Source organism: Oerskovia turbata (assembly GCF_000718325.1).
Lineage (GTDB): Bacteria > Actinomycetota > Actinomycetes > Actinomycetales > Cellulomonadaceae > Oerskovia > Oerskovia turbata.
Window position 1 is genome coordinate 115467 of sequence record NZ_JOFV01000009.1, and the last position, 23174, is coordinate 138640.

At 73.3% G+C, this 23174-nt stretch carries 24 protein-coding genes and 1 tRNA gene; 13 read left to right on the forward strand and 12 right to left on the reverse strand.

The features are described from left to right. The first annotated feature begins 150 nt into the window (after nt 1-150). Nucleotides 151-1695, forward strand: coding sequence for an alpha/beta hydrolase (locus IE95_RS0111715; RefSeq protein WP_030151815.1), 1545 nt, complete (start codon nt 151-153; stop codon nt 1693-1695). 159 nt (nt 1696-1854) lie between these two features. Then, nucleotides 1855-1927 (forward strand) — tRNA-Thr (locus tag IE95_RS0111720). 71 nt (nt 1928-1998) lie between these two features. Here the strand turns inward: IE95_RS0111720 and IE95_RS0111725 are convergent. Next, a complete protein-coding gene (locus IE95_RS0111725) occupies nt 1999-2724 on the reverse strand; it encodes a hypothetical protein (RefSeq protein ID WP_030151816.1) in 726 nt (241 codons plus the stop codon). A 218-nt stretch (nt 2725-2942) separates the two neighbouring features. On the opposite strand from IE95_RS0111725, the gene def reads away from it, so the two are divergent. Next, on the forward strand, nt 2943-3626 hold the full coding sequence (gene def / locus IE95_RS0111730) for a peptide deformylase (RefSeq protein ID WP_030151817.1): 684 nt from the start codon (nt 2943-2945) through the stop codon (nt 3624-3626). Between the two features lie 112 nt (nt 3627-3738). Here the strand turns inward: def and IE95_RS0111735 are convergent, their stop codons facing one another. The 5 genes from IE95_RS0111735 to IE95_RS0111755 all read right to left on the reverse strand — a co-directional run bounded on the left by IE95_RS0111735 (nt 3739) and on the right by IE95_RS0111755 (nt 8791). Then, nucleotides 3739-4521: a hypothetical protein gene (locus tag IE95_RS0111735; protein ID WP_030151818.1), complete on the reverse strand. Its 783-nt coding sequence runs from the start codon at nt 4519-4521 to the stop codon at nt 3739-3741. A gap of 211 nt (nt 4522-4732) precedes the next feature. Then, the gene (locus tag IE95_RS0111740) at nt 4733-5308 is read right to left on the reverse strand and encodes an alpha/beta hydrolase family protein (RefSeq protein WP_030151819.1); all 576 of its coding nucleotides are present in this window, start codon (nt 5306-5308) and stop codon (nt 4733-4735) included. Nucleotides 5309-5458: 150 nt separating this feature from the next. Further along, nucleotides 5459-6061, reverse strand: coding sequence for a DUF305 domain-containing protein (locus IE95_RS0111745; RefSeq protein ID WP_030151820.1), 603 nt, complete (start codon nt 6059-6061; stop codon nt 5459-5461). A gap of 84 nt (nt 6062-6145) precedes the next feature. Next, nucleotides 6146-6601 carry a DUF6153 family protein gene (locus IE95_RS0111750; RefSeq protein WP_129429567.1) on the reverse strand — a complete coding sequence of 152 codons (456 nt, stop codon included), beginning with the start codon at nt 6599-6601 and terminating at the stop codon, nt 6146-6148. 9 nt (nt 6602-6610) lie between these two features. Continuing rightward, a complete protein-coding gene (locus IE95_RS0111755; protein ID WP_206053302.1) occupies nt 6611-8791 on the reverse strand; it encodes a heavy metal translocating P-type ATPase in 2181 nt (726 codons plus the stop codon). Between the two features lie 133 nt (nt 8792-8924). Between IE95_RS0111755 and IE95_RS0111760 the strand changes: the two genes are divergently transcribed. Further along, complete coding sequence (locus IE95_RS0111760) at nt 8925-10145, forward strand: alpha/beta hydrolase (protein ID WP_030151823.1); 1221 nt, start codon at nt 8925-8927, stop codon at nt 10143-10145. A 38-nt stretch (nt 10146-10183) separates the two neighbouring features. Here the strand turns inward: IE95_RS0111760 and IE95_RS0111765 are convergent, their stop codons facing one another. Next, complete coding sequence (locus tag IE95_RS0111765) at nt 10184-11071, reverse strand: cytochrome c biogenesis CcdA family protein (protein ID WP_030151824.1); 888 nt, start codon at nt 11069-11071, stop codon at nt 10184-10186. Nucleotides 11072-11074: 3 nt separating this feature from the next. Beyond that, nucleotides 11075-11812 (reverse strand): DsbA family protein, encoded by a 738-nt coding sequence (locus IE95_RS0111770; RefSeq protein WP_030151825.1) that lies wholly within the window; start codon nt 11810-11812, stop codon nt 11075-11077. Between the two features lie 66 nt (nt 11813-11878). On the opposite strand from IE95_RS0111770, the gene IE95_RS0111775 reads away from it, so the two are divergent. Then, on the forward strand, nt 11879-12466 hold the full coding sequence (locus IE95_RS0111775) for a hypothetical protein (RefSeq protein ID WP_030151826.1): 588 nt from the start codon (nt 11879-11881) through the stop codon (nt 12464-12466). Next, nucleotides 12459-12821 (forward strand): BlaI/MecI/CopY family transcriptional regulator, encoded by a 363-nt coding sequence (locus tag IE95_RS0111780; RefSeq protein ID WP_030151827.1) that lies wholly within the window; start codon nt 12459-12461, stop codon nt 12819-12821. Before IE95_RS0111775 ends, IE95_RS0111780 begins: the two co-directional genes overlap by 8 nt. Here IE95_RS0111780 and IE95_RS0111785 read toward each other — a convergent pair. Next, nucleotides 12816-13151 (reverse strand): cupin domain-containing protein, encoded by a 336-nt coding sequence (locus IE95_RS0111785; RefSeq protein ID WP_030151828.1) that lies wholly within the window; start codon nt 13149-13151, stop codon nt 12816-12818. The genes IE95_RS0111780 and IE95_RS0111785 overlap by 6 nt on opposite strands. Before the next feature lie 216 nt (nt 13152-13367). Here IE95_RS0111785 and IE95_RS0111790 point away from each other — a divergent pair, with 216 nt between their 5' ends. The 3 genes from IE95_RS0111790 (at nt 13368) to IE95_RS0111800 (ending at nt 15286) form a co-directional block, all read left to right on the forward strand. Continuing rightward, a complete protein-coding gene (locus IE95_RS0111790; protein WP_129429568.1) occupies nt 13368-13619 on the forward strand; it encodes a hypothetical protein in 252 nt (83 codons plus the stop codon). A 156-nt stretch (nt 13620-13775) separates the two neighbouring features. Then, complete coding sequence (locus IE95_RS18960) at nt 13776-14552, forward strand: GntR family transcriptional regulator (protein WP_240666250.1); 777 nt, start codon at nt 13776-13778, stop codon at nt 14550-14552. Beyond that, nucleotides 14549-15286, forward strand: coding sequence for a sugar isomerase domain-containing protein (locus IE95_RS0111800; protein ID WP_030151831.1), 738 nt, complete (start codon nt 14549-14551; stop codon nt 15284-15286). Before IE95_RS18960 ends, IE95_RS0111800 begins: the two co-directional genes overlap by 4 nt. A gap of 59 nt (nt 15287-15345) precedes the next feature. On the opposite strand, the gene IE95_RS0111805 is transcribed toward IE95_RS0111800, so the two are convergent. Beyond that, nucleotides 15346-17019 carry an alpha/beta hydrolase gene (locus IE95_RS0111805; protein WP_164984121.1) on the reverse strand — a complete coding sequence of 558 codons (1674 nt, stop codon included), beginning with the start codon at nt 17017-17019 and terminating at the stop codon, nt 15346-15348. 130 nt (nt 17020-17149) lie between these two features. On the opposite strand from IE95_RS0111805, the gene IE95_RS0111810 reads away from it, so the two are divergent. From IE95_RS0111810 to IE95_RS19660, 3 genes are all read left to right on the forward strand, one after another. Then, entirely contained in the window at nt 17150-17422 is a 273-nt protein-coding gene (locus tag IE95_RS0111810) for a hypothetical protein (RefSeq protein ID WP_030151833.1), read from the forward strand. 39 nt (nt 17423-17461) lie between these two features. Then, the gene (locus IE95_RS0111815) at nt 17462-18082 is read left to right on the forward strand and encodes a pentapeptide repeat-containing protein (protein ID WP_030151834.1); all 621 of its coding nucleotides are present in this window, start codon (nt 17462-17464) and stop codon (nt 18080-18082) included. Nucleotides 18083-18248: 166 nt separating this feature from the next. After that, on the forward strand, nt 18249-20315 hold the full coding sequence (locus IE95_RS19660; protein WP_051703041.1) for a sigma-70 family RNA polymerase sigma factor: 2067 nt from the start codon (nt 18249-18251) through the stop codon (nt 20313-20315). A gap of 9 nt (nt 20316-20324) precedes the next feature. Here IE95_RS19660 and IE95_RS0111825 read toward each other — a convergent pair whose 3' ends face one another. Together IE95_RS0111825 and IE95_RS0111830 are read right to left on the reverse strand one after the other, a co-directional pair. Next, nucleotides 20325-21263 carry a universal stress protein gene (locus IE95_RS0111825; protein ID WP_051703053.1) on the reverse strand — a complete coding sequence of 313 codons (939 nt, stop codon included), beginning with the start codon at nt 21261-21263 and terminating at the stop codon, nt 20325-20327. Between the two features lie 152 nt (nt 21264-21415). Further along, nucleotides 21416-22042 carry a hypothetical protein gene (locus IE95_RS0111830; protein WP_030151837.1) on the reverse strand — a complete coding sequence of 209 codons (627 nt, stop codon included), beginning with the start codon at nt 22040-22042 and terminating at the stop codon, nt 21416-21418. A 183-nt stretch (nt 22043-22225) separates the two neighbouring features. On the opposite strand from IE95_RS0111830, the gene IE95_RS0111835 reads away from it, so the two are divergent. Then, the gene (locus tag IE95_RS0111835; RefSeq protein ID WP_051703054.1) at nt 22226-23089 is read left to right on the forward strand and encodes a YwiC-like family protein; all 864 of its coding nucleotides are present in this window, start codon (nt 22226-22228) and stop codon (nt 23087-23089) included. The last annotated feature ends 85 nt before the right edge of the window (nt 23090-23174 follow it).

Here is a 23174-nt window from a genome sequence, read left to right on the forward strand (position 1 = left end):
GGCCACGGCGGGCTCCGCCGGGCCCCTGTCGGGCCCCGCCGTGGCCCGGGACGGCCCGGCGGCCCGCCGCCCGTGAAGTTCGCGTGAAAGGGCAGGGCCGGGGGCGTCGTTCGAGGTCCCCGGCCCAGCCCGACCCGTTACCGTTGCCAGGTGAAGACGCCCCACCGCCGCACCACAGCGCTGTCCGCCGCGACGCTCGCCGTCGCCCTGCTGCTCGGGGCGTGCGCCCCCTCGCCCAAGGTGCAGAGCCCCGCCGAGACGGGCTCGTCCTCGACGGGGTCCACGGGGACCGGCGAGGACGTGCCGGCCGAGCTCGCCGAGTTCTACGGGCAGAGCCTCGCGTGGGACGACTGCGGCGGCGGGTTCGAGTGCGCGACCGCGATCGCGCCCCTGAGCTGGGACGACCCCGCGCAGGGCATGATCGAGCTCGCGCTCAAGAGGCTGCCCGCCTCGGGCGAGAAGATCGGGTCGCTGCTGACCAACCCCGGCGGGCCGGGCGGGTCGGGCATCGAGTACGTCACGAGCGCGGCAGGCAGCATCGGCGAGCCCGTCAAGGAGGCGTACGACGTCATCGGGTTCGACCCGCGCGGCGTCGGGGCCTCGACGCCCGTCGTGTGCCTCGACGACGCCGCCAAGGACGCCTCGCTGTCCCGCGCCTACCCCGACAGCGACGAGGGCCGCGCCGAGATGGCGGCCGACCTCAAGGCCTGGGCCGACGCGTGCGCGCAGAACACGGGCGACCTCCTCGGCAACGTCGACACCCAGAGCGCCGCGCGCGACATGGACATGCTGCGCGCAGTCCTCGGCGACTCGACGCTCAACTACCTCGGCTTCTCCTACGGGACCCAGCTCGGCGCGACGTACGCGGGGCTCTACCCGGAGAAGGTCGGGCGCATGGTCCTCGACGGCGCGATCGACACCTCGCTCACCTCCGACGAGATCTCGGCGCAGCAGGCCGTCGGCTTCGAGAACGCGCTGCGCGCCTACGTGCAGGACTGCCAGGGCGGCAAGGGCTGCCCGCTGACCGGCTCGGTCGACGACGGCATGGCCCAGGTCAAGGCGTTCCTCGACCAGGTCGCCGAACGACCCCTGCGGACCTCGAGCGACCGCCGCCTGACCTCGACGCTCGCGTTCTACGGGATCGCGCTGCCGCTCTACAACAACGAGAGCTGGTACGCCCTGACCGCGGGCCTGGACGCCGCGCTCAACGACGGCGACGGCACCATGCTGCTCGGCTTCGCCGACCTGTACAACGGCCGCAACGCCGACGGCACGTTCAACGACAACTCGGCCGAGGCGTTCCGGGCCATCAACTGCCTCGACGCGCGCGGCAACCCCGACCCCGAGTTCATGGCCGAGCAGGCCGCCCAGATCGAAGAGGCCGCCCCGACCATGGGCTCGTTCTTCACCTACGGCGGCCTGACGTGCGCCGACTGGGCCTACCCCGTCGTGGACCAGGAGTTCGACCTCCACGCCCAGGGCGCCGCGCCCATCGTCGTCATCGGGACCACCAACGACCCCGCGACCCCGTACGTCTGGGCCGAGGGCCTCGCCAAGACCCTCGACTCCGCGACGCTCCTCACCTGGGAGGGCGAGGGACACACGGCCTACGGCCGGTCCAACGCGTGCGTCGCCGACGCCGTGGACGCCTACCTGGTCGACGGGAAGGTCCCGGAGGACGGGAAGGTCTGCTGAGGTCTGCTCGGAGCCGGTGCCCTGCGGGGCCCTCGTCCGGGCGGCCCAGCGGGTGGCCCGACGGCGTCGCAGGAGCCAGTTTGTCCTCACGCCCCCGCGTTGGGTACAGTTGCGACGCTTGCTGAAACGGAGCGCCGCACGGCGTGACGTCCGGTACGCGCCGCCTTAGCTCAGTCGGTAGAGCGTCTCACTCGTAATGAGAAGGTCATCAGTTCGATTCTGATAGGCGGCTCAGCCACGAAGGCCCGGAACCACAACGGTTCCGGGCCTTTCGCGTTCCTCGGATCTGCGGGCCTGCCAGTCCTACAGGCAACCTCCCGCGACCCAGTCGGAGTTCGCGGTCGCGAAGTCGGGGTCGGCCGTGGGGGTCAGGACCCGCATGAGGATGACCTGCTCTGGCGTTCCGGCCGGCTGGAGACCGTCGTCGTCGCCCTGCGTCTCGAAGACGAGGTAGCCGTCGGGGGCGGAGAGCCACCAGACGTTCGACACCGGCCCAGGGGTTCCCGCGACAAGGCTCGGGTAGGTGGCCTGCAACGTCGTCAGCTCCGTGCCGATGCCGACGCCCTCTGCGGTGCGCGGGCCGGGCTTGAGGACGTCGATCCAGGAGACGCCGACGTCGTCGACCGCGAGGCTCGTCGGATACCCGCCGTCGACCAGGGGGTACGTCGTCACCCAGCGGCCGGGGTCGTCGACCCCCATGTCCGCGCACTCGTCGGGCGACCAGCGGATCATCGCCGCCCCGGGGTTCGACTCGGGTGGGACGCCGATCGTGAGCGGCCCGAGGCCGGACGGGCTGACGACGAGGTCCTCGAAGGCCGGGGGTGCTGCCGCAGCGGCCGGCTCGGACGGTTCGGCTTGTTCCGGGGTCTGCTCGGTCGGTGAGGGGGACGCGTCGCGCGGTGTCGACGTGCTGCTCCTGGATGCGTCGCTCGGTGACGGGTCGCCCGCCGGGGCGTCTGGACCCGCGCACCCCGTGAGAAGCAGGACGGCGACCGACGTACCGACGAGGATGCAGCTACGGACGCTCATGACACGGCCCTCCAGTGCTCACCGTCCAGCGTACGCGCGGTCCGTGACGACGGACCGGACGATGCGGGATCGCAACCTGCGAGGGTGGTCCCGTCGTCGGAGGGCTGGGCGACGCAGGACGAGGCGGCTGGGCTGTGCTCACTGCACTGCCGGACCGCCTCGCGTGGACGAACCTCGCGCGGTCGGGTCGCGCGGAGCCAACCATTTACGCTTGTCCCATGTTCACCTTCGGCCGTCGTCGCCCCGTCACCTACGTCCTGGGCCGGCCGGTCAAGTCCTTCCCGGAGATCGCCCCCGAGGTCGAGCGGGGCAACGTCCTGCGCATCACCGAGATCGGTGAGCCCGTCCTGCACAACCCGGCCCGCGAGGTGACCGAGTTCGGTACGTCCGAGCTCGCGCAGCTCGTCGACGACCTGTTCACGACGATGTTCGTCGCGGAGGGTGTGGGCCTGGCGGCCCCGCAGGTCGGCGTGGACCTGCGGGTCTTCGTGTACGACGTGGAGGACGAGAACGAGGACCGTCATGTCGGGCACGTCGTCAACCCGGTGCTCGAGGTCTTCGACGGTCCCGAGGACGAGATCGAGGAGAGCGACGAAGGCTGCCTCTCGATCCCGGGCGCCTACTCGCCGCTCGCCCGCCCCGTGAAGGCGATCGTGCGCGGGTTCGACCAGCTCGGGAACCCGGTCGAGCTCACAGGCTCGCACTTCCTGGGCCGTGCGCTCCAGCACGAGGCGCAGCACCTTGACGGGACGCTGTACTTCGACCACCTCGCGCCGGTCGCGCAGGAGGCCGTGATCGCCGAGATGCACCAGGAGCGGCCCGGTGTCCTGGAGGAGCGGCTCGAGCTGTCCGAGGCGCTGGGCAAGGCCCCTGCCGAGTACCCGGCCGCTCCGCTGCGCTGACCGTTCTCACGAGGCCCGGGTGAGATGGGTGGTTCGGTCCGAGACGGGTTGCTGGGGACGCGACCCAGCAACCCGTCTCGGACCGAACCACCCATCTGGTTCCGGGGGAGGGTCAGGCGCGCCGCGACCGGCGGCTCAGCAGCACCGCACCGACCCCGGCGGCCAGCAGCACGAGGGCTCCGCCCGCGACGAGCAGCGTGTTCACCCCGGTCGCCGCGAGGCCGTCGTCGTCGGCCACGGTCGCGGCGCCGGCTGCCGCATCGGGCGCCGTGTCGGGAGCCGCCGACAGGACGTCCTGCACGACCGGGGTCGCACCCGCCACGGGAACGTCCTCGGGCGCTGGACCCGTCGCGGCGAGCTCGCGCTCGGTGACCGGAGGCGCCGTCGTCGGGGCCTGCGTGACCGGAGGCGACGTGGGCTCCTGGACCGGTGCGCCGCCGTCGGGCACCTCGCTGTTCGGGGCCGGTGACGGGACGGGCCGCGTGACGGGCGGGGCCGGGCTCAGCGGCGTCGGCTCGGGCGTGCACTCGGGCGCCTGGCCGCCCTCGCCGAAGTGCTCGTCGAAGCCCTCGACCTGGACCCACGTCACGCAGAACCCGCCGGGGAACGCGGCGACGGCGCCCGCGAAGTCGAGGAAGCCCGCGCCCACGTACGCGGCGGTCGATCGCCCGTTCGCCGTCTCGAGGTGGACGTTGAAGCTCTGCTCGCCCGTCCCGTCGAGCGCGGTCGCACGGTAGTTGACGTGCCCGTGCTCGCGGAACACCTGGCCTGCGGGCAGGCTCACGCCGCTCGCGGTCACGGTGTACGGGGTGGGGGAGTCGGACCCTGCGGACGCGATCGTGGGGGTGGCCACGAGGATCGCTGTCGTGAGGAGGGCGACGGGCGCTGCGCGCATCGAGGAGGACCTTTCGGGGGTGATCGGAGGGGGGACGCCCTCGGCTCTCGGGTGCGAGCGGGGCTGGTGCCGGACGGTTGCTCACCGTACTCGTCCGACATGCCCGGATCGACGGGGCGAACGCGACATATCAGCGCCAAAGGTACTCGAGACCGGGTGATTGTGGAAGCGCTCCCAGCGTGTCGCTCGCGTGTCGCGGCCCGGGGAGAGGTCAGAGCGTCGCGAGCCACCGCACGACGGCGTCGCTCACCGCCGCGTGGTCGTTGCGCACGTCGTGCGCGCCGGGCAGGCGCACCTGGGTGACGGGCCCGGGGATCGCGGCGACGTGCTCGTCGAACTCCTCGGGCGAGCCGAACGGATCGGTCGTCCCGGACACGAACAGCACGGGGACAGTGAGCTGCGGGAAGTGGTCGACGCGCAGCCTGTCGGGCTTGCCGGGCGGGTGCAGGGGGTAGCTCAGCAGCACGAGCCCGGCCGCAGGCAGTCCCTCGGCCACGGCGACCGAGCACATGCGCCCGCCGTAGGACCGGCCACCCAGCACGAGCCGGTCGGGCGTGAACTCCTCCTCGGCCGCGAAGCGCGCGGCCTCCTCGACCAGGTGCGCGACCGCGACGGGCGCACGGTCCGGCATGCGCCTGCCCGCGACCCGGTACGGGAAGTCGACCCGCCGCACGGGCAGCGGGGCCACGGCCTCCTCGACCGCGACGAGCGTCGGGTGGTCCCGACCGGCCCCGGCCCCGGGCGTGAGAAGAAGCCCGCCGACCGTTGCGCTGGATGATCGCGTCATGCGTCCCAGTCTGGCAGCGCCGGAGGTCGGCCGGGCTCTCGGTGCCGAACATGCGGTTGTCGACCGCCGAGCATGCGGTTGGCGTCCGAGATCCGGGGAATCCGGACGCCAACCGCATGCTCGGCAGCGAGGGGGCAGCGAGGGGGCGGGTTACAGGGCCGCCAAGAGCTCCTGCATCTCCTTGATCTCCGCCTCCTGGGCGTCGATGATCTCCTGGGCCAGGGCGAGCGCCTCGGCGTTCTCACCGTCCGCGAGCTCGGCCTCGGCCATGTCCACGGCTCCCTCGTGGTGGGCGATCATGCCCTCGAGGAACAGGCGCGAGACGGTCGCGGCGTCCGCCGCTTCGAGCGCCTGGATCTCCTCGTCGCTCAGCATCCCGTCCATCTCGTGGCCAGAGTGGTCGCCCATCTGCGGGACGCCCCACTCGTCGAGGAAGCCCTCCATGGTCGCGATCTCGGGCTCCTGCGCGTTCTCGATGCGGGTCGCGAGGTCGACGACCGCGGGGTCGACCCCGTCCTTGTCCAGCACGATGCGCGACATCACGAGCGCCTGCTCGTGGTGCGGGATCATCATCTGCGCGAACATGACGTCGGCCTGGTTCGCCGGGGCGTCCGCGTCCAGCATGCCCTGCGACATGCCGTCGCGGTCCATGCCTCCCGGGCTGCGGTCGTCGGTGTCGGCGCAGCCCGCGAGGACCAGCGTCGAGCCGAGGGTCAGGCCGATGCCGACCTTGGTCAGGGTGTGCGTGTTCATGAGTCGTCCTTCGGGTGATCGGTCGGTGCGCCACGGGTACCCCGTGGCGGTGGCGGTCGCTGCGGCCCTGGCCGGGCCGGGCTCCTATCTCCGACTGATCCCGAGCGCGACGAGCGACGGCGGCCGCAGCGCCGACCCGAGCCGCCACCAGGGCGCGACGACGCGCGCGACGTGCGAGACGCCGTCGGGCAGGCGACGCACCAGCGCCGGGCCACCGAGCGAGAAGAGCGCGACGAGCACCAAGAGGCACATGGCCTCCATCTCGCCGTGCCCCGTGCCCGACGGCGCCTCCTCCTCCGCGCCCGCGTCGCCGACGAGGTGGCCCACGGTGGGGATCGCCGGGTCGGTGACGTCGTGCGCGGGACCGTGCGCCACGGGGCTGCCCGACATCTGGTGCATCCCGACGAACCCGCCGAGCAGCACGACCATCCCGAGCAGCACCGCGAACCGCCGGACGAGGCCGACGGTTCGGGCGGGCCGGACCGCGTCGCCCAGATGGGCGGTCGACACGGTCCCGGCCGGGGCGATCGGGGACATCACGGACATCACCTACGAGGCTGCCACGCGCTCGGGGTCGAGGTCCAGCCGGCGCAGGAGCTGCGCGTTGAGGGCCACGATCACGGTCGACAAGGACATGAGCAGCGCGCCCACGGCCATCGGCATGACGAACCCGACCGGCGCCAGGACGCCCGCCGCGAGCGGCACGGACACCAGGTTGTACCCCGCGGCCCACCACAGGTTCTGCTTCATCTTGCGGTAGCTGGCCCGGGACAGCTCGATGACCGACAGGACCGAGCGCGGGTCGTCGCTCGCGAGGACGACCCCCGCCGACGCGATGGCCACGTCGGTGCCCGCACCGATCGCGATGCCGACGTCCGCCTGGGCGAGCGCGGGAGCGTCGTTGACGCCGTCGCCGACCATCGCGACCTTGTGGCCCCGCGCCTGGAGCTCGGAGACCTTGTCGCCCTTGTCGCCCGGACGGACCCCGGCGAACACCTCGTCGATGCCGAGCTCGTCCGCGACCGACTGCGCCACGGCCTGCGCGTCCCCCGTGATCATGACGACCCGGATGTTGCGCCGGTGCAGGGCGTCGACCGCCTCGCGGGACTCGGGCCGGATCTCGTCGGCCAGCGCGAAGGCGCCCAGCACCCGCGGGGTACCGGAGCCCAGGGCGAGCGCGTGCAGGACCGTCGCGCCCTCGCCCTCCCATGCGGCGGCGTCGGGCACGGGGTCGAGGCCGTGCTCGCGCAGGAGCGACGGGCCGCCCACCGCGACCCGGCGACCGTCCACGAGACCCGAGACGCCGACCGCGGTCGAGGACTGGAAGTCCTCGGCGCGCGGCACCCGCACACCCCGGTCCGCGGCCGCACCCACGATCGCGCGGGCCAGGGGGTGCTGCGAGTCGGCCTCGACGGCCGCCGCGAGCGCGAGCAGCTCGTCCTCGCTGTCCGACGTCGCGACCAGGTGCGTCACGACGGGCTCGCCCTTGGTCAGGGTGCCGGTCTTGTCGAACAGGACGGCGTCGACCGTGCGCATCTGCTCGAGCGCCATGCGGTCCTTGACGAGCACGCCCGCCGTGGCCGCGCGCTCGGTCGAGATCGACACCACGAGCGGGATCGCGAGGCCCAGCGCGTGGGGGCACGCGATGACGAGGACCGTGATGGTCCGGATCAGCGCGCTCTCCGGCGTGCCCCAGACCGTCCACGCGACCAGCGTCAGCACCGCGGCGCCGAGCGCGAACCAGAAGAGCCAGCCCGCGGCGCGGTCCGCGAGGCGCTGCGCGTGCGACGAGGACTCCTGGGCCTGCGTCACCAGGCGCTGGATGCCCGCGAGCGCCGTGTCGTCACCGACCGCGTCGACCGTGACGCGCAGCGCCTGGTCTGTCGCGACGGTCCCTGCCACGACGTGGTCGCCGACCGTCCGGCGCACCGGGCGGGACTCGCCCGTGATCATGGACTCGTCGACGTCCGCCGACCCCTGGGACACCACGCCGTCCGCGGGCACGCGCCCACCAGGACGCACCACGACGACGTCGCCCACGACCAGGTCGGTCGGGGACACCGTGGTCACCTGACCGTCGGTGCCCACGCGCTCGGCCTCGTCCGGCAGCAGCGCGGCGAGCGACTCGAGGGCCGACGACGACTGCGCGAGCGACCGCATCTCGATCCAGTGGCCCAGCAGCATGATGACGACCAGCAGCGCGAGCTCCCACCAGAAGTCGAGCTCGTGCGACACGATCCCCAGGCTCGCGCCCCACGACGAGACGAACGCGACCGTGATCGCGAGCGCGACGAGCAGCATCATGCCGGGCTTTCGCTCCTTGAGCTCGTCGACCGCCCCCGTGAGGAACGGCTTGCCGCCCCACACGTACATGACGGTGCCGAGGACCGGCGAGATCCACGCGATGCCCGGGACGTCCGGGAGCGGGTAGCCGATGATCGAGGCGAACATCTCGCTCGCGAGGACGGTGGGGACCGCGAGAGCGAGCATGATCCAGAACAGGCGGCGGAACATCGCGACGTGACCAGAGTGGCCGCCGTGGCCGGAGTGTCCTTCGTGGGCGCTGTGCGCGGAGTGGTCCGTCGTGGTCATGGTTGCCGTGTCATGACCTGTGCGGTCGTGACCTGCATGCCCGCCGTGCCCTGGGTGGTCACCGTGCTCGTCCTGGTGCATGGGGTGCACTGTCTGGTCCTCCTTCGTGTCGAGCCGGGCGACCGCGTCGCCTTGCATACCCCCTAGGGGTATCTATAACTCCCGATTCTGCCGCAGCATTCCCGGTCCGTCAAGGGGAGCGGCGCGGCGCCGACGCGCGGCCCTCCGGTCACGGACCTAGCCTGAAAGTCCGACGACGGGCGGAGCAGCCATGACCCTGGTCCTTCACGACGAGCTCTTCGACGCGCAGCTCGTTCGCGCGCTCGCCTGCACCGCACAAGGCGGTGCGCAGATCGGCGAGTGCCTCGAGACGGCGCGCCGCATCACCCGGACCGACGGGAACCAGTGGTACGACGAGTGGTCCGCGACCGCCGAGCGCGTCGAGAAGGCCGCCGAGGAGAGCGACGTCGCAGGCCACCGCGTCAGCGCCCGCGGAGCCTGGCTGCGCGCCTCGAACTACTACCGCACCGCAGGGCTCTTCCTCATGGGGTCCCCCGTCGACGACAGGTTCCGCGAGAGCTCGCGCCGCCAGACCGAGACCTTCCGCAGGGGCGCCGCGCTCCTGGACCTCCCCCCGGACGTGCTCGAGATCCCGTTCGAGGACGGGACGCTCCCCGGCTACTTCTACCGGGCCTCCGACGACGGGCGCCCGCGCCCCACGGTCCTCCTCGTCGACGGCTACGACGGCACCGCCGAGGAGCTGTACTTCGCGAACGCGGTCGCCGCGCTCGAGCGCGGGTACGACGTGATCGCGTTCGACGGCCCCGGCCAGGGCAGCGTGATCCTCGACCAGGGCGTCCCGTTCCGTCCGGACTGGGAGACCGTGGTGAGCGCCGTCGTCGACCACGCCCTGACCCTGGACGAGGTGGACCCGCAGCGCATCGTGGTGCACGGCTGGAGCTTCGGCGGCCACCTCGCGCCCCGTGCCGCGTCCGGGGAGCACCGGCTGGCTGCCTGCATCGCCGACAGCGGCCCCTACGACCTGTTCGACACGATCACCGCCAGGTTTCCCGCGCTCCTGGCCGACCATCTCGACGACGACGACGGCGCCGCGCTCAGGGTCGTCGAGACGGCGCTGCACCAGCTCCTCAAGAAGCCCTCGGCGGGCTGGGCGCTGCGCCGGAACCTGTGGGTGCACGGCGTGCGCGACCCGCTCGACTTCCTCAGGCTGTCCCACGACTACACGCTGCGTGGGCGCGAGCACCTGATCCGCTGCCCCGTGCTCGTGTGCCGCACCGTGGGCGACGACCTCTCGGCCTCGGCCCGGACCCTCGCCGAGAACCTCACGTGCCCGACCGAGTACGTCGAGCTCGGCCCGGAGGACGGCGTCACGGGGCACTGCGAGATGACGGGCCGCGCGGTCTTCCACCAGCGCGTCTTCGACTGGCTCGACGAGACCCTGGAGTACGACGGTTCACCCGCGTCCCCGTAGGGCTGCTCCTCAGGGCGGCGGCCGTGCCCAGGGTGTGCTCAGGGAGCCTGGTCCTCCGCCGCGGCGTCGACCGGGTCCTCGGTCGCGGCCGCCCGGGCGCGGGCAGCCCGCCGGTCGAGCGCGAACCACACCACCAGGGCGACGGCGGCGAGCGTGATGATGACGACGGTCTCCGGCACCGCGCGGGCGAGCGACAGGAGGCCGGTCTGCGCGCGGGTGACGAGGTCTGCGGGCAGGAGGCCGGGCAACGAAGCGAGCCCGTTGGTCCTCAGGAAGAGGATGCCCACGGCGATCAGGAGAAGACCGGTCACGACCGAGGTGCTGTGCAGGCGCAACGGGCCCACCTGCCACGCCCTGCCGCGCAAGCGCGCCCGCCCGCGGGGGCCGAGCCGGTTCCACGAGGCTGCGATCACGAGCAGCGGGACGACCATCCCGGCGCCGTAGACGGCGAGCATCGTCCCGGCCAGCAGGGGGGACTCCTGGGTCGCGGCCAGGGTCAGGACCGCGCCGAGGATGGGGCCGGAGCAGAAGCCGGCCACGCCCGAGACGGTCCCGAGGAGCAGTGCGCGGACCAGCCCGGTGCGTCGGCCCGCCGCGCCCTGCACGGTGCGTGCGCCGGGGAGCAGGCGGGACGCGTCGAACCCGATCCCGAGCACCTGGAGGGCGCCGAACACGATGACGAGCCATCCCGCGACCAGGATGAGGGCGTCGCGATGCGTGGTGACGAGCGATCCGACGGCGGCGACGCCCAGCCCGAGCGGGACGAGCGTGAGCGACAGGCCGACGAAGAACACGCCTCCGTTCAGGAGGAGCCGGGTGCTGGTCCCGGTCGTGGCGGCGAAGAAGGCGGGGAGCAGGAGCGCTCCGCACGGGCTCAGGAGGGCGAGGGCGCCGCCGAGGAAGGCTGCGACGAGGCCGAGCTCCACCGGTCAGCCCTCCACGCGGGCGAGCGCGCGGTCGAACGCCTCGACGAACGTCTCGGTGGGCATGGCGCCGACGAGCGGCTCGCCCGACATGAGGAACGCCGGGGTCGAGTACACCCCGATGCTGCTCGCCTCGTCGAGGTCGGTCTGCACGCGGGCTGCGACCTCGGCCGACCGGAGATCGGTCGTGAAGCGGTCGACGTCGAGGCCGAGTTCCCCGGCCAGGGCGATCAGGCTCTCCTCGGACAGCCCGGCCGCGGACCTCTTCTCGCCGCCCGCGAAGAGGGCCTCGTGGAAGTCGAGGTAGCTGCCCTGCAGCCCGGCTGCGGTGGCGGCCTGCGCAGCGCGCAGGGAGTCGGCGCCGAAGATGGCGATGTCGCGGAACTCGATCCGGAGGTCGCCCGACTCGACGCGTTCGAGCATGGCCGGCTGGGTGGTGCTCGACCACGACGCGCAGTAGATGCACTGGTAGTCCGAGTAGACGACGAGCGTCACGGGGGCGTCGACCGGGCCGACAGCCAGGGGGTCGCCGTCGAGGCGGCGGGCCAGGTCGATCCGCGGCTGCTCCTGCGGCTCGGTGACGGCGGTGGCCCCGTCGGTCGCACGGTCGCCCGCCCCTGGGGCGGGGCCGGTGCTCGGGCTGTTGGCGCCGAGGCTCAGGGAGAGGACGACGAGCAGGGTCGCGACCGCGACGATGAGGGAGGGGATGAGCCAGCGCGGACGACGGGCGGAGTGATGTGGCATGTCTTCCTTCGGTCGAGGGCACACTCCTATGCGACGTAGAAGCGCTCTAAGTGTCATAGTAGGCAGATGTCCGCCCTGATCACGACCGTCCGCCCGTTGCCCGCCGGTCGACGCGCACTGCTCGCACTGAGCCTCTGGGGTCCTCGGCAGTACGGTGTCGCCGCGGTCTCGGCGCTCGGTGTCGCGCTCCTCCTGGGGGTCTCGACGGTGCTCGTCCCGAACCCGTTCTTCAGCCGGGAGATCGCGGTCGTCCCGTGGAACTACCCGGTCTGGATCGCGACGTCCCTGCTCGCCGGGATGCTCGTCGGCACGTACGTGCGTGGCGGCCCGGCCCCGGGCGGTGCCCCGGCCCCGGGCGGCACCCCGGGCGGTGCGGCGGGGGACGAGTCGCAGGACGCGCCGCCGGCCGAGACGCGGGACCGGTCGGGCGCGCTCGGCATGGCAGGTGGGGTGCTCGCCTGGTTCGCCGTCGGGTGCCCCGTCTGCAACAAGCTCGCTCTCCTCGCTCTCGGATACTCCGGGGCGATCACGTGGTTCGCGCCCGTCCAGCCGTTCCTCGGGATCGTGTCGCTGCTGCTCACGGGCGTGGCGTTGTTCGTGCGTCTCGCCAACCAGGTGGCGTGCCCGGTCCGCCCCGCTGCCGCGCGTGCCTGACGCGTCGGCGCCCCACCTCGGGGACCTGGAGCGCAAGGTCATGGAGATCCTGTGGGACTGCCCGCACGAGCTCTGCACGCGCAAGGTCCTCGAGCAGACGTCCACGGACCTCGCCTACACGACCGTGGCGACCGTGCTCACCAACCTCGCGCGCAAGGGCATGGTGGAGAAGGTCCTGTCGGGGCGGACCTGGGCCTACCGTGCGCTGACGTCCCGTGGCGAGTACGTGGCGGCGCTCATGACCCAGGTGCTCCTGGCCGGCGGCGACCACGCCCCTCCGTTGCGGCACTTCGTCGAGTCCCTGTCCGCGGCCGACGTCGCCACCCTCCGCGGCCTCCTGGCGGACGGCTCATAGCCTCTGCGTGGGCACGCTCGTGACCGTGGTCAGGAGGAACGCCGAGTCCTCCAGTGCGGCGACGGCGTGCCGCTCGTGCGTGAGCACGCGCAGCTCGCCCGGGCCGACCTCCTCGTCACCCGCCGGTGCGGTGACGCGGACACGTCCGCGCAGCACCTGGATGCTCGCGGCGGGCGGCGAGTTGTGCTCGCCGAGCTCGATGCCCGCGACGAGCGCGATGATCGTCTGACGCAGGACGCCGTCGTGCAGCACGACCTCCGCGCTGCGGCCGTTGTCGCCGTCGCGTGCACGGGTCATGTGCGCGTCGGTGAGCAGCTCGAGGTTCGTCATGGTGCTTCCGTTCGGGTCGGGGCGGGGCTTCCATCATGGCGGTCGGGCGTCCGGTTCGCCCGGTGTGCACGGTGCCCGACGGCGCCGCTCGCCGCCCGTGGGCGTCGCGCCCGAGGGCGTGGCCTCGGGGGAGAGGGAGCGTGCAGATCGTGTGAGGCCCGCCACTCGTCGGCAGGTCGGCGCGCGATCCGGAGACGGGTGGCGGAGCATGGGGTGATGCACGTGCCCACCTTCGTCGACGTCTGGCTGATCCTCGACGACGCCGATCGCGAACGTCTCGCCGAGATCGACGAGACCGAGACCGAGATCCTCGACTTCCTGCGGACGCAGCCGGTCGAGGACGTCGACGCGCCCCTGTTCTCCGACCTCCAGGTCGAGCGCCTGCGGGTCTACCGGGCAGCGCTCGAGCGCGCGAACCCGGGCGGGAAGGACCGAGGGGACCACGACGCGCAGGCCCAGACCGACTGAGCCGGCGCCCCGGGCGTCGGGTGTGTGAACGCCGTCCGGCGGCACCGAACCGGTCCACCCGCATCCTGGCGCAGCAGCGCGGTCCCGGCCCTCATCGGTGCGTGACCGGTCCACCCGAGCGTTGCGCGTCGTGGTGCGCCGGAGTTGACTCGACCCGTGACCACGACCATGGAGACCGGCGGACGCCGCACCGCGCAGACAGGGCTGCGCGATCTCGTCGCGAGCCTGCCGGTCGGTCGACGGCTGCCCGGTGAACGAGACCTCGCCTCACGTTTCGGGGTCGCACGGGCGACCCTGCGAGCGGCCGTCGAGACCCTGGTCGCCGAAGGGCTGCTCGACCGTCGCCCCAGCTCCGGCACCTACGTCGCCGCGAGGTCGCTCGTGCGGTCGCTCGGGCTGACGTCCTTCACCCAGGACATGGCGAGCCGGGGGCTCGTCGCCGGGACCGTGGTCCTCTCCTACCGGACGACGGCCGCCGGAGGCGCTCTCGCGACCGCGCTGCGGGTCGTCGTCGGGGAACCGGTCGTGACGTTCAGCCGGCTCCGGTCGGGGGACGGGACCCCCATGGCCGTCGAGACGTCCTGGCTGCCCCGGCGCTACATCCCTCGCCTCCGTGAGGCCGAGCTCCAGGGATCGCTCTACGAGCTGCTCTCGACGAGGCACGGCATCACGCTCGGCGGCGCGCACGTGACGATCGAGCCGGTCCTGCCCGAGCCCCGGGCACGCGACCTCCTGGAGATCGGACCCGTGCAGGCCTGCCTCCTCGTCCGGATGGTCCACCAGGACGTCCGCGGCCGAGTGGTCATGGTGGCCAGCAGCCTGTACCGCGGGGACCGCTACCACCTGCAGGCCGACGTCAGCGGGGCAGCGTTCGCGCTCCGACCGGAGGCACGACAGCCGACGCACCACCCCAGAGAAGGAGCACGACGATGACCGCAGCAGCCCCCGAGACCTCGCCCGGGCGCGAGTACCTGGCCGTGACCCGAGACCTGATCGACCGGCTCGTGACGGACCAGTGGCCGTCCATCGCAGCCGCCGCCCGCGCGATCGCCGACGCGGTGCTCGCCGGGCGGACCGTCCACGCGTTCGGGACCGGCCACTCGCACATCCTCGCCGAGGAGCTCTACTACCGGGCCGGCGGCCTCGTCGGGGTCCGCCCGATCCTCTTCGAGGGGTTCATGCTCCATGCGAGCGCACCGCTCTCCACCGCCCTCGAACGTCTCTCGGGGCTCGCGGAGGCGATCGTCGAGGACCACGGTGTCGAGACGGGCGACGTGGTCGTGGTCGCGTCGAACTCGGGCAGCAACACGACCACGACCGAGCTGGTCGCCGCCGTGCAGGCCCGCGGGGCGGTCGTGGTCGCCGTCACGAGCATCGCTCACGCGACGTCCGGTCAGGCGCGTCGCCCGGTGCTCCCGCGGCTCCACGAGGCCGCGGAGATCGTCATCGACAACGGTGGCGCCGTCGGGGACGCCGCGGTCACGGTCGCCGGGGTCGACCAGAAGGTCGGACCCACCTCGACGGTCGTCGGGGCCGCCGCCCTGGACGCGGTCGTCGCCGAGGCCGTCGGCCTGCTGGCCGCCGCCGGGGTGCGACCCCAGGTCTACGCGAGCAGCAACACTGTTGACGGCGACGCCGCCAACTCCCGGCTCACCGTGACGGGCTGAGCGCGTCCGCAGGCAGGGGCTGCCGACGTCGTCGGGCAGGGAGCCGCCGGAGTCACGGCCTACGTCGCCGGCAGCCGCAGGGCCTCGCCGAGCGGGACCGACGGTCCCTGGAAGGGCGTCACGTCCTGGGCGCACGTCGCGCCGTCGGACGCCTCGAGGTCGACGAGGTAGCGGGCGACCGCGGCGTCGGCGCACGTGGACTTGCCGATGATGGTGTGCCCCCACCCCTCGACGGTCAGCACGCGTGCGTCGGGCCAGCGGTCGGCGTACGGCTGCGTGAACGCGTAGGGCGTCGCGGGGTCGAACCGGGTGCCGACCACGAGGACCGGCGCGTCTGTCGACTGGTCCCACGGACCGGTGAGAGCGTCCCGGTCGGTCACCGGGACGAACTCGCACTGGATCCCCACCCAGCCGCGGAGCCGGCCGAAGTGCGGGTACTGCGCGTCGAGCGCGTCGACCTTCGCCGGGTACGACCACGGGGCGCCCGGCGTCGTCGCGTCCATGCACAGGCTCGCGAGCGCACCGCCGACCGACGGGTAGTCCTGCGCGTACCCGGCGCGGCGCAGGAGCTCCCCGAGCGACGGGGCGGCGCTGCGGGCGGTCGGAGCCCCCGCGGCGGGCGGCCCGACGGCGCCGCTCAGCACCGCGAGGCCCGCGAGCGTCAGGTCGAGGTCGCCCCAGGCGACGGGCTCGTAGAGGTACGTGAAGACCAGGCCCACGGCCTCGGGGTACCCGATCGGGACGGTCGAACCGTCCGGGAGCGGTACCTCGACGGGTGACTCGCGCAGGGCCGCGTACGTCGCCTCGACGACGTCGGCCGGATCCCCGAGCGACGCGAGCGCGCAGGCAGACGGACCCGCCTCGGCGCACAGCCGTGCGAACTCCCCGAACGTCTCCGTCGCACCTGCGGCCTGCCCGATGCGCGCGCCGAGCAGCTCGTCCGACCCGACGCCCGACCACGCGTCGACGTCCATCGTCCCGTCGAGCACCATCGCGCGGACCCGGTCCGGGAACAGGGCAGCGTACGTGGCACCGAGAACCGTGCCGTACGAGTAGCCGACGTAGCTGAGCTCGTCGTCCCCCACGGCCTGGCGCAGCAGGTCCATGTCGCGGGCGACGTTCGCGGTCGACGAGTGCGAGATGCGGTCCCCGGAGAACAGCGTGCACGACGCCCCGAGCGCCGCCATCTGCCCGAGGAAGCGCCGCTCCTCGCGGTCGGTCACGGGGAACGTCGGCACGCCCGACATGAACGCCGACTCACGCTCGGCGTCGCGGAAGCACGTCGCGGGGTCGGACGTCCCGACCGCGCGCGGGTCGAAGCCGATCACGTCGAACCGGGCGAGCACCTCGTCGTCGAACAGCGCGCCACCGAGCTGGTGGAGGCCCTCGACGCCTGGGCCGCCCGGGCCGCCGAAGTTCGTGAACAGGCTCCCCACGCGCTGCGCGGGGTCGGTCGCGGGCAACCGGGTCAGGCCGATCGTCGTCGTGCGGCCCTGCGGACGGTCGTAGTCCGTGGGGACCTCGACGCTCGCGCACTCGAACGCCTCGACGCCCGCGCCGTCGCACGGACCCCACACGATCTGCGGCACCGGGGCCTCGACCTGCCCGCCCGGCGACGGCGGATCACCCCCCGGCCCGGTGGCGGCCACGGCAGGCACGCCACCCAGGAGAAGGACCGCCGCCAGCGTGGACGCTGCGGCGCGGACTCGTGTCGTCGTCGATCGCGAAGTCATCGGCACCATCCGAGCACGACCATGTCGGACATGCACCTCGGGGACCCGACCCAGGAGCGTCGCCGAGGTGCGTCGTCACCCGACGAGCCCCCGGCGCCGACCTCGTGCGCGGCACCACTACCCTCGGAGCATGCCCGACGCACCCGACGAGCACGACCAGCCCGACACGCCCGACGACGCTCCCCGCCGCCTCCACTGGGGCTGGCTGCTCCTCGCCGTGGTGGTCGCGGTCGTGTCCTTCCTCGCGGTGAGCGTGCAGTCCGGCCAGTGCGTCGACTCCGTCACGCCCGGTGCGTCCTCCTGCACCACCGGTCCCGTGCTCGGTACCGCCGGCTGGCTCGTCGGGCTCGCCGGAGCGGGGTTCGTCATCTACGCCGTGCGCCGGGGGCTCGGCCGGAGGTAGGCGCCGGGGCCGTGGGTGCCTCCCGCTACGGTCCACCACATGGTTGATCGCGCGCACGACTCCTCCACCCCGCCCACCGACTCCGCGGTCGACCGCGAGGACTGGTACGGGCGCGACCTCGACGGCGAGACGTTCGAGCGTGTCGCGTTCGGCGACTGCGACTTCTCCGAGATCACGACGACGGGTGCCACGTTCACCGGGTGCACGTTCCGGGGCGTCCGGTTCAACGCGTCGACCCACACGGACTCTGCCTTCTCGAACTGCACGTTCTCGCGCTGCTCGTTCTTCGACACGACGTTCACGCGCTGCAAGACGGTGGGCTCGACGTTCACCGAGTGCAGCTTCGACCTCCTCGAGGTCGTGGGCGGCAACTGGTCGTTCGTGACGATGGCGGGGGCGGACCTGCGCAGCGCCACCGTCACCGGGGCACGCTTCCGGGAGGCGGACCTGACGGGCGCTCGCTGCCAGGGCGCCGTGCTGCGCGACCTCGACCTGTCCGGGGCCTGGCTGCACAAGGCCGACTTCACGGGCACGGACCTGCGGGGCAGCGCCCTCAGCGCCCTCGATCCCCTGAGCAGCATCGTGCGGGGAGCCATCGTGGACCCGGCGCAGGCTCTGGTGGTCGCGGAGGCCCTGGGCCTGGACGTGCGGACGCACTGAGGGTGGGTGGGCCGTGCGGACGCACTGAGGGTGGGTGGGCCGTGCGGGAGCGGCCACCTGCCGGTGAGTCGCGTCACGTCCGCGTCATGATCGCCTCGCGCGCGTGTCTCTTCTCCAGACAGGCGTTTGGGCCCGACCGTCGGGCACGCCGCGGAAGGACCCACCCATGGCGACGACGAGCGAGACGGATCTCCGGGCTCTGGCCGACGAGGAGCTGGTCGACGCCGTCCGGGGAGGCTCACGGGATGCGTACGCGGTCCTGTGGTCGCGCCACTCGGGGGCCGGGCGCGGCGCGGCCCGTCGTGTCACGTCGTCGTTCGACCCGGACGACCTGGTCCAGGAGTCCTTCCTGCGCATCCTGCGCGCGATCCAGGCGGGCAAGGGACCGACCGGTCCCTTCCGCCCGTACCTCTACCAGACGATCCGCAGCGTCGCGATCACGTGGTCGCACGCGCCGGCCCCGATCGCGGTCGACCAGGTGCCCGAGGTCGCCGACCCGGTGGACATGGCCGACGTCGTCGTCGAGGGGTCGGTCACTGTCTCGGCCTTCAAGGCGCTGCCTGCCCGGTGGCAGGCCGTGCTCTGGTACACCGAGGTCGAGGGCATGGACGCGCGTGAGGTCGCGCCGCTGCTCGGTCTGAGCGCGGGGTCGGTCTCGGCCCTGGCCTACCGGGCTCGCGAGGGACTGCGCAGGTCCTGGCTCCAGGCCCATGTCAACACGTCCGCGGTCTCGAAGGAGTGCCGCTGGGCCGCGGAGCAGATGGGGGACTACAACCGGGGCGCCCTGAGCGCGCGGAACAAGGATCGTTTCGAGGAGCACCTCACGGGGTGCCTGTCGTGCTCGATCCTGGTCGACGAGGTCGACCAGGTCGCCTCGCGGCTGGGCCTCCTGCTCGTCCCGCTGGTGCTGGGCGTCCCGGCCGTGCTGGGTGGCAGCTCGGCGGCTCTCGGCGGAGCGGGCTTCGTCCCGGCCAAGGGCGTCTTCATCGACCCGACGGCGGATCTCGCCCTGGGTGCGGCGGGGGCCCCGGGCGGGGGAGCCTCGGGAGGGACCGGTGGCGGTGCAGGCAGCGGGTCTGCCGGGTCGCCCGGGTCTGCCGGGTCGACGGGATCGGCAGGATCGGCCGGGTCCCTCGGCGGCGCCACGGCCGGAGCCGCAGGGGGCGGGGCAGCCGGAGCGGCCACGACCTCAGGGCTCTCTGGTGGGGCGATCCTCGCGCTCGTCACCGCCGGTGTCGCCGTCGCGGTGGGGGCGGTCGCGGTCGCGCAGCCGTGGGGCGGCACCCCGCCCGTCATGGCGGAGCACGCCGGACCGGGCCCGCAGAGCTCGGCCGACGGGGCGTCCCAGGCCCCGTCGGCCGACGGGCTGGCCCTCGTACCCGGGGCCGACCCGACCGACCCCACGACCGTCCCCGACGAGGTCGTCCCGGAGGGCGCGCCGGCGCCAGGACCGGGCGCGGGCACCACGGCGGACGGGTCCTCCCGAGGAACGGGCACCGGTCGCACGACGGCCCCGGTCCGCCCGGCCCAGGACCCGGCTCCTGCTCCCGTGGCACCTCCGGTCGAGCCGGTCGACCCGCCGACCGGGACAGCGCCCCCGGTGACCCCGCCGGTGGACCCCGACCCGCCGGTCGACCCCCCGGTGGACCCCGAGCCGCCGGTCGACCCGGTCGACCCCGAGCTCGCCGCCCCGACGCTGGTCGCCCCGCCGCCCGGCGAGCTGGTCTTCGTGCCCGAGCTCTCGGGCACGGGCGAGCCCGGTGCGCTGGTCACGGTGTCGGCGACCAGCCACGGAACCTCTGCCGTGGTGGCCAGAGCCGACGTCGCGCCCGACGGGACGTGGCGAGCGACGCCGTCGGGCAGCGCGACCGTGTGGGAGACGCTCTGGGTGACGCAGGAGCGCAACGGCACCACCTCCGAGGCGACGAGGGTCCCTGGCCCGTTCACGTTCCTGCTGCCGACGATCCTCGCCCCGGCCGACGGCGGGTCGATCCCGTGGGCGCCGTCCGTCACGGTGCGCATCGACGGGCGTGCCGGGCTCACGACCGAGGCGCTCCTCGACGGCCGCCCGACCGGCAACCTGCACACCATGTCGGGCAGCCCGATCGAGCTGGTCGCCTCAGGGCTCGCGCCGGGCGAGCACACCCTCGGGCTGCGCTACGTCGACCGGGCGACCGGCGCCGTCGGGCCGGTCGTGACCTCGACGTTCACGATCGGCCAGCCGCCGAGCTAGTCGGCCGAGCTAGTCGGACGGGCGCTGGTCGGCCGGGCGCTGGTCGGCCGGGCGGCGGACCACGGTCACCGGGCACGACGCGTACTCGACGGCCTGGCGGCTCACCGAGCCCAGGAGGAGACGGTCGAACCCGCCCGTCCCCCGGTTGCCGACGACGAGGCGCTCGGCACCCTCTGCCGCCTCGATCAGACCCTTCGCGGGGTGGGCGTGCACGACGCTGCGGCGGACCTGGTCCTCGGGCAGGTCGACGCCCGCGGCCTCGAGCGCGCGGTCGAGCTGCTCGCCCGCGAACTTCTCGTAGTCGTCGACCGGCGGGGTCCAGCCCCACGAGTCGGGCAGCGGGGCCAGCGTGACGATCTGCCAGCAGAACACCGCGTCCAGGACGGCGCCCGTGCGGCGGGCGACCTCGAGCCCGTGGCGCAGCGCGTGCACCGAGGTGCGCGAACCGTCGACACCCACGACGACGCGCGGGGGCGCGTCGGCCGCGGCGGAGACCCTGGCGTCCTCCGTGGTGTCGTCACCGGTGGACCGCACGACCGTGACCGGGACCTGCGTCGCGCCCTGGACCACGGCGGACGACACCGAGCCGAGCAGCAGCCGACCCAGGCGCCCCAGCCCGCGGCTGCCCACCACGAGCATCTCGGCGTGCTCCGCACGGGCCAGCAGCGCGGGGGCCGCCGATCCCTGGACCTGCTCCGCGTGCGTGACCGCCTCGACGCCCGTCCGGTGCCGTGCCTCGTCCAGGAGGGTCAGGACCTGGTCCTGCTTGAGGTCCGCGAGGTGGCTGAAGTCGGCCGGCTCCGAGGGCCGCGGCCCGTCCTTCCAGGAGGGCTCCCAGGCGAGGACCGCAGTGAGCGGCACACCCCGTGAACCTGCCTCGACGAGCGCCCAGTCGAGGGCTTCCTGGGACCGGACCGATCCGTCCACACCGACGACCACGTCACGCATCGACGTCACCTGCTCTCTCGTTCGACGACCGTCCGGTGCTCCAGCGCACCGTCCGCCCCTCCATCTTCGCCGTTCGAGCGGGCCACGTCACGCCTGGGCGTGTCTGCTTGATCACGGGGGGCCGTCACCATCGGACGGACCGTGCCACGGCGTCAGAAGCGCGGCCCGTCGTCACCGTGCAGGAGGTTGCGGATCGGGGCCGTGGAGATGTCCAGGCGGTCCACGAGGTCCGCGGGGCCGGACACGATCACGGCCCGGTCCGCGAGCGGCACGAACACCGCGACCGTGGCCCGGACCGCGACCCGGACGCAGGGGTGCGTGACGTCGTCGACCACGAAGGCCGTGTGCTGGAGGGGGGCCTCGTCGACCTCCTCCACGATGGCCCGCATCGCGGACCGGTAGTCCTGGTACGCGTCGGCGAAGTCGGCCCCGGTCGGCCCCTCGGTGCCGTCGGGGGCGTCGTTGTGCAGGGGCGCGGCGAGGGCACCGCTGAGCGCGGCCCGCACGATGTCCTCGACCTGCTGCGGGTCGTCGGTCCCGACGCGCAGCGTCTCGACGTCGACCGCCTCGCCGACGAACGACACGTACGCGCGCAGGAAACGCTCCTCGGTCGGGTCGTGGTCGTCGGACCCCGTCCCGGTGACGGTCTCCTCCTCGAGGTCCAGGCCCCACGTGAGCGGGTCCGTGATCTCGCCGACGACACCGCTGAAGCGGGCGAAGCGCGCGACGATCTGCTCCCACGACTCGTGGGCTCCTGCTGGTTCGTCCGGCTTGTGCATCGTCCTCCCTCGGACTGGCGCGTGCCCCTGTCTCGAGACTGCCCCTCTGGCGTCCTGGGGTCAACGATGCTGGCGGCGCGTCCGTCGCGCACGTCGGGAGCGGGTGAGTCCGCTCGGCGGAACGTGTGGTCCGCCCGCCGGGACGACGTCCTGGTCTGCGACGACGCGTGCGAACCTCGGGTCATGACCCAGGGGAGCACGCAGCCTGAGCGGCGTCCCACGAGGCGTCGACGACGCCGCGGCCCCGGCTGGGTGCCCGACCAGCACGGCGCGTGGGCGATGCTCGCCGTGCCGCTGCTGGTCGGGGTCTTCCTCGGCGGCCCGGCCTGGGTGCACCTCGCCCTCGCCGTGCTGTGGTTCGTCGGGTACTTCGCGTTCTTCGCGACCGGCCTGTGGTTGAAGTCGCGCTTCAAGGCGCGCTGGTGGCCGCCCGTGCGGGCGTACGGGATCGCGACGGTCGTCCCAGCCGTCGCGGTCCTGCTCCTGCGTCCCGACCTCCTGGCGTGGGTGCCGCTGTTCGTCCCGCTCGTCGCGGTGAGCCTGTGGAGCTCGTACCGGCGCAGCGAGCGCTCGCTGCTCAACGACGGCGCCACGGTCCTCGCGGCGTGCCTCATGCTGCCGGTCGCGTTCGCGGCCGGGGTCGGACCTGTGCCCGGCGCGGCGTGGCCGGGCGGGTGGCCGGGCGTGCCCCTGCCCGACGGCGTCACGGGCGTCGCGGGGACCGGTTGGCCCCAGGTGTGGGCGCTGTTCGTGGTCGTGCTGGCCTACTTCGCGGGAACGGTCCTGTACGTCAAGACGCTGATCCGTGAGCGCGGCGAGCGGTCCTACCTCGTCGCGTCGGTCGTGTACCACCTGGTGGCCGGCGCGGCCGCGTCCGCCGCCCTCGCGGCGGCCGGGCTCGCGTGGTGGCCCGTGGCCGTGCTGTTCGCCGGGCTCACGGTACGGGCGGTCTGGGTGCCGCGCACCGAGGCGACGCCGATGCAGTTCGGGATGGGCGAGGTCGCGGCGAGCGTCCTCGTGGCGGTCGTCGTCCTCGTGCTGCCCTGACCTCGCGTCTCGGACGTCCCCACCTCGCCCAACGGTCACCGGTGGACGGAACGGACAGCCTCCGGGCACCGGCCGCGGTCCTGCC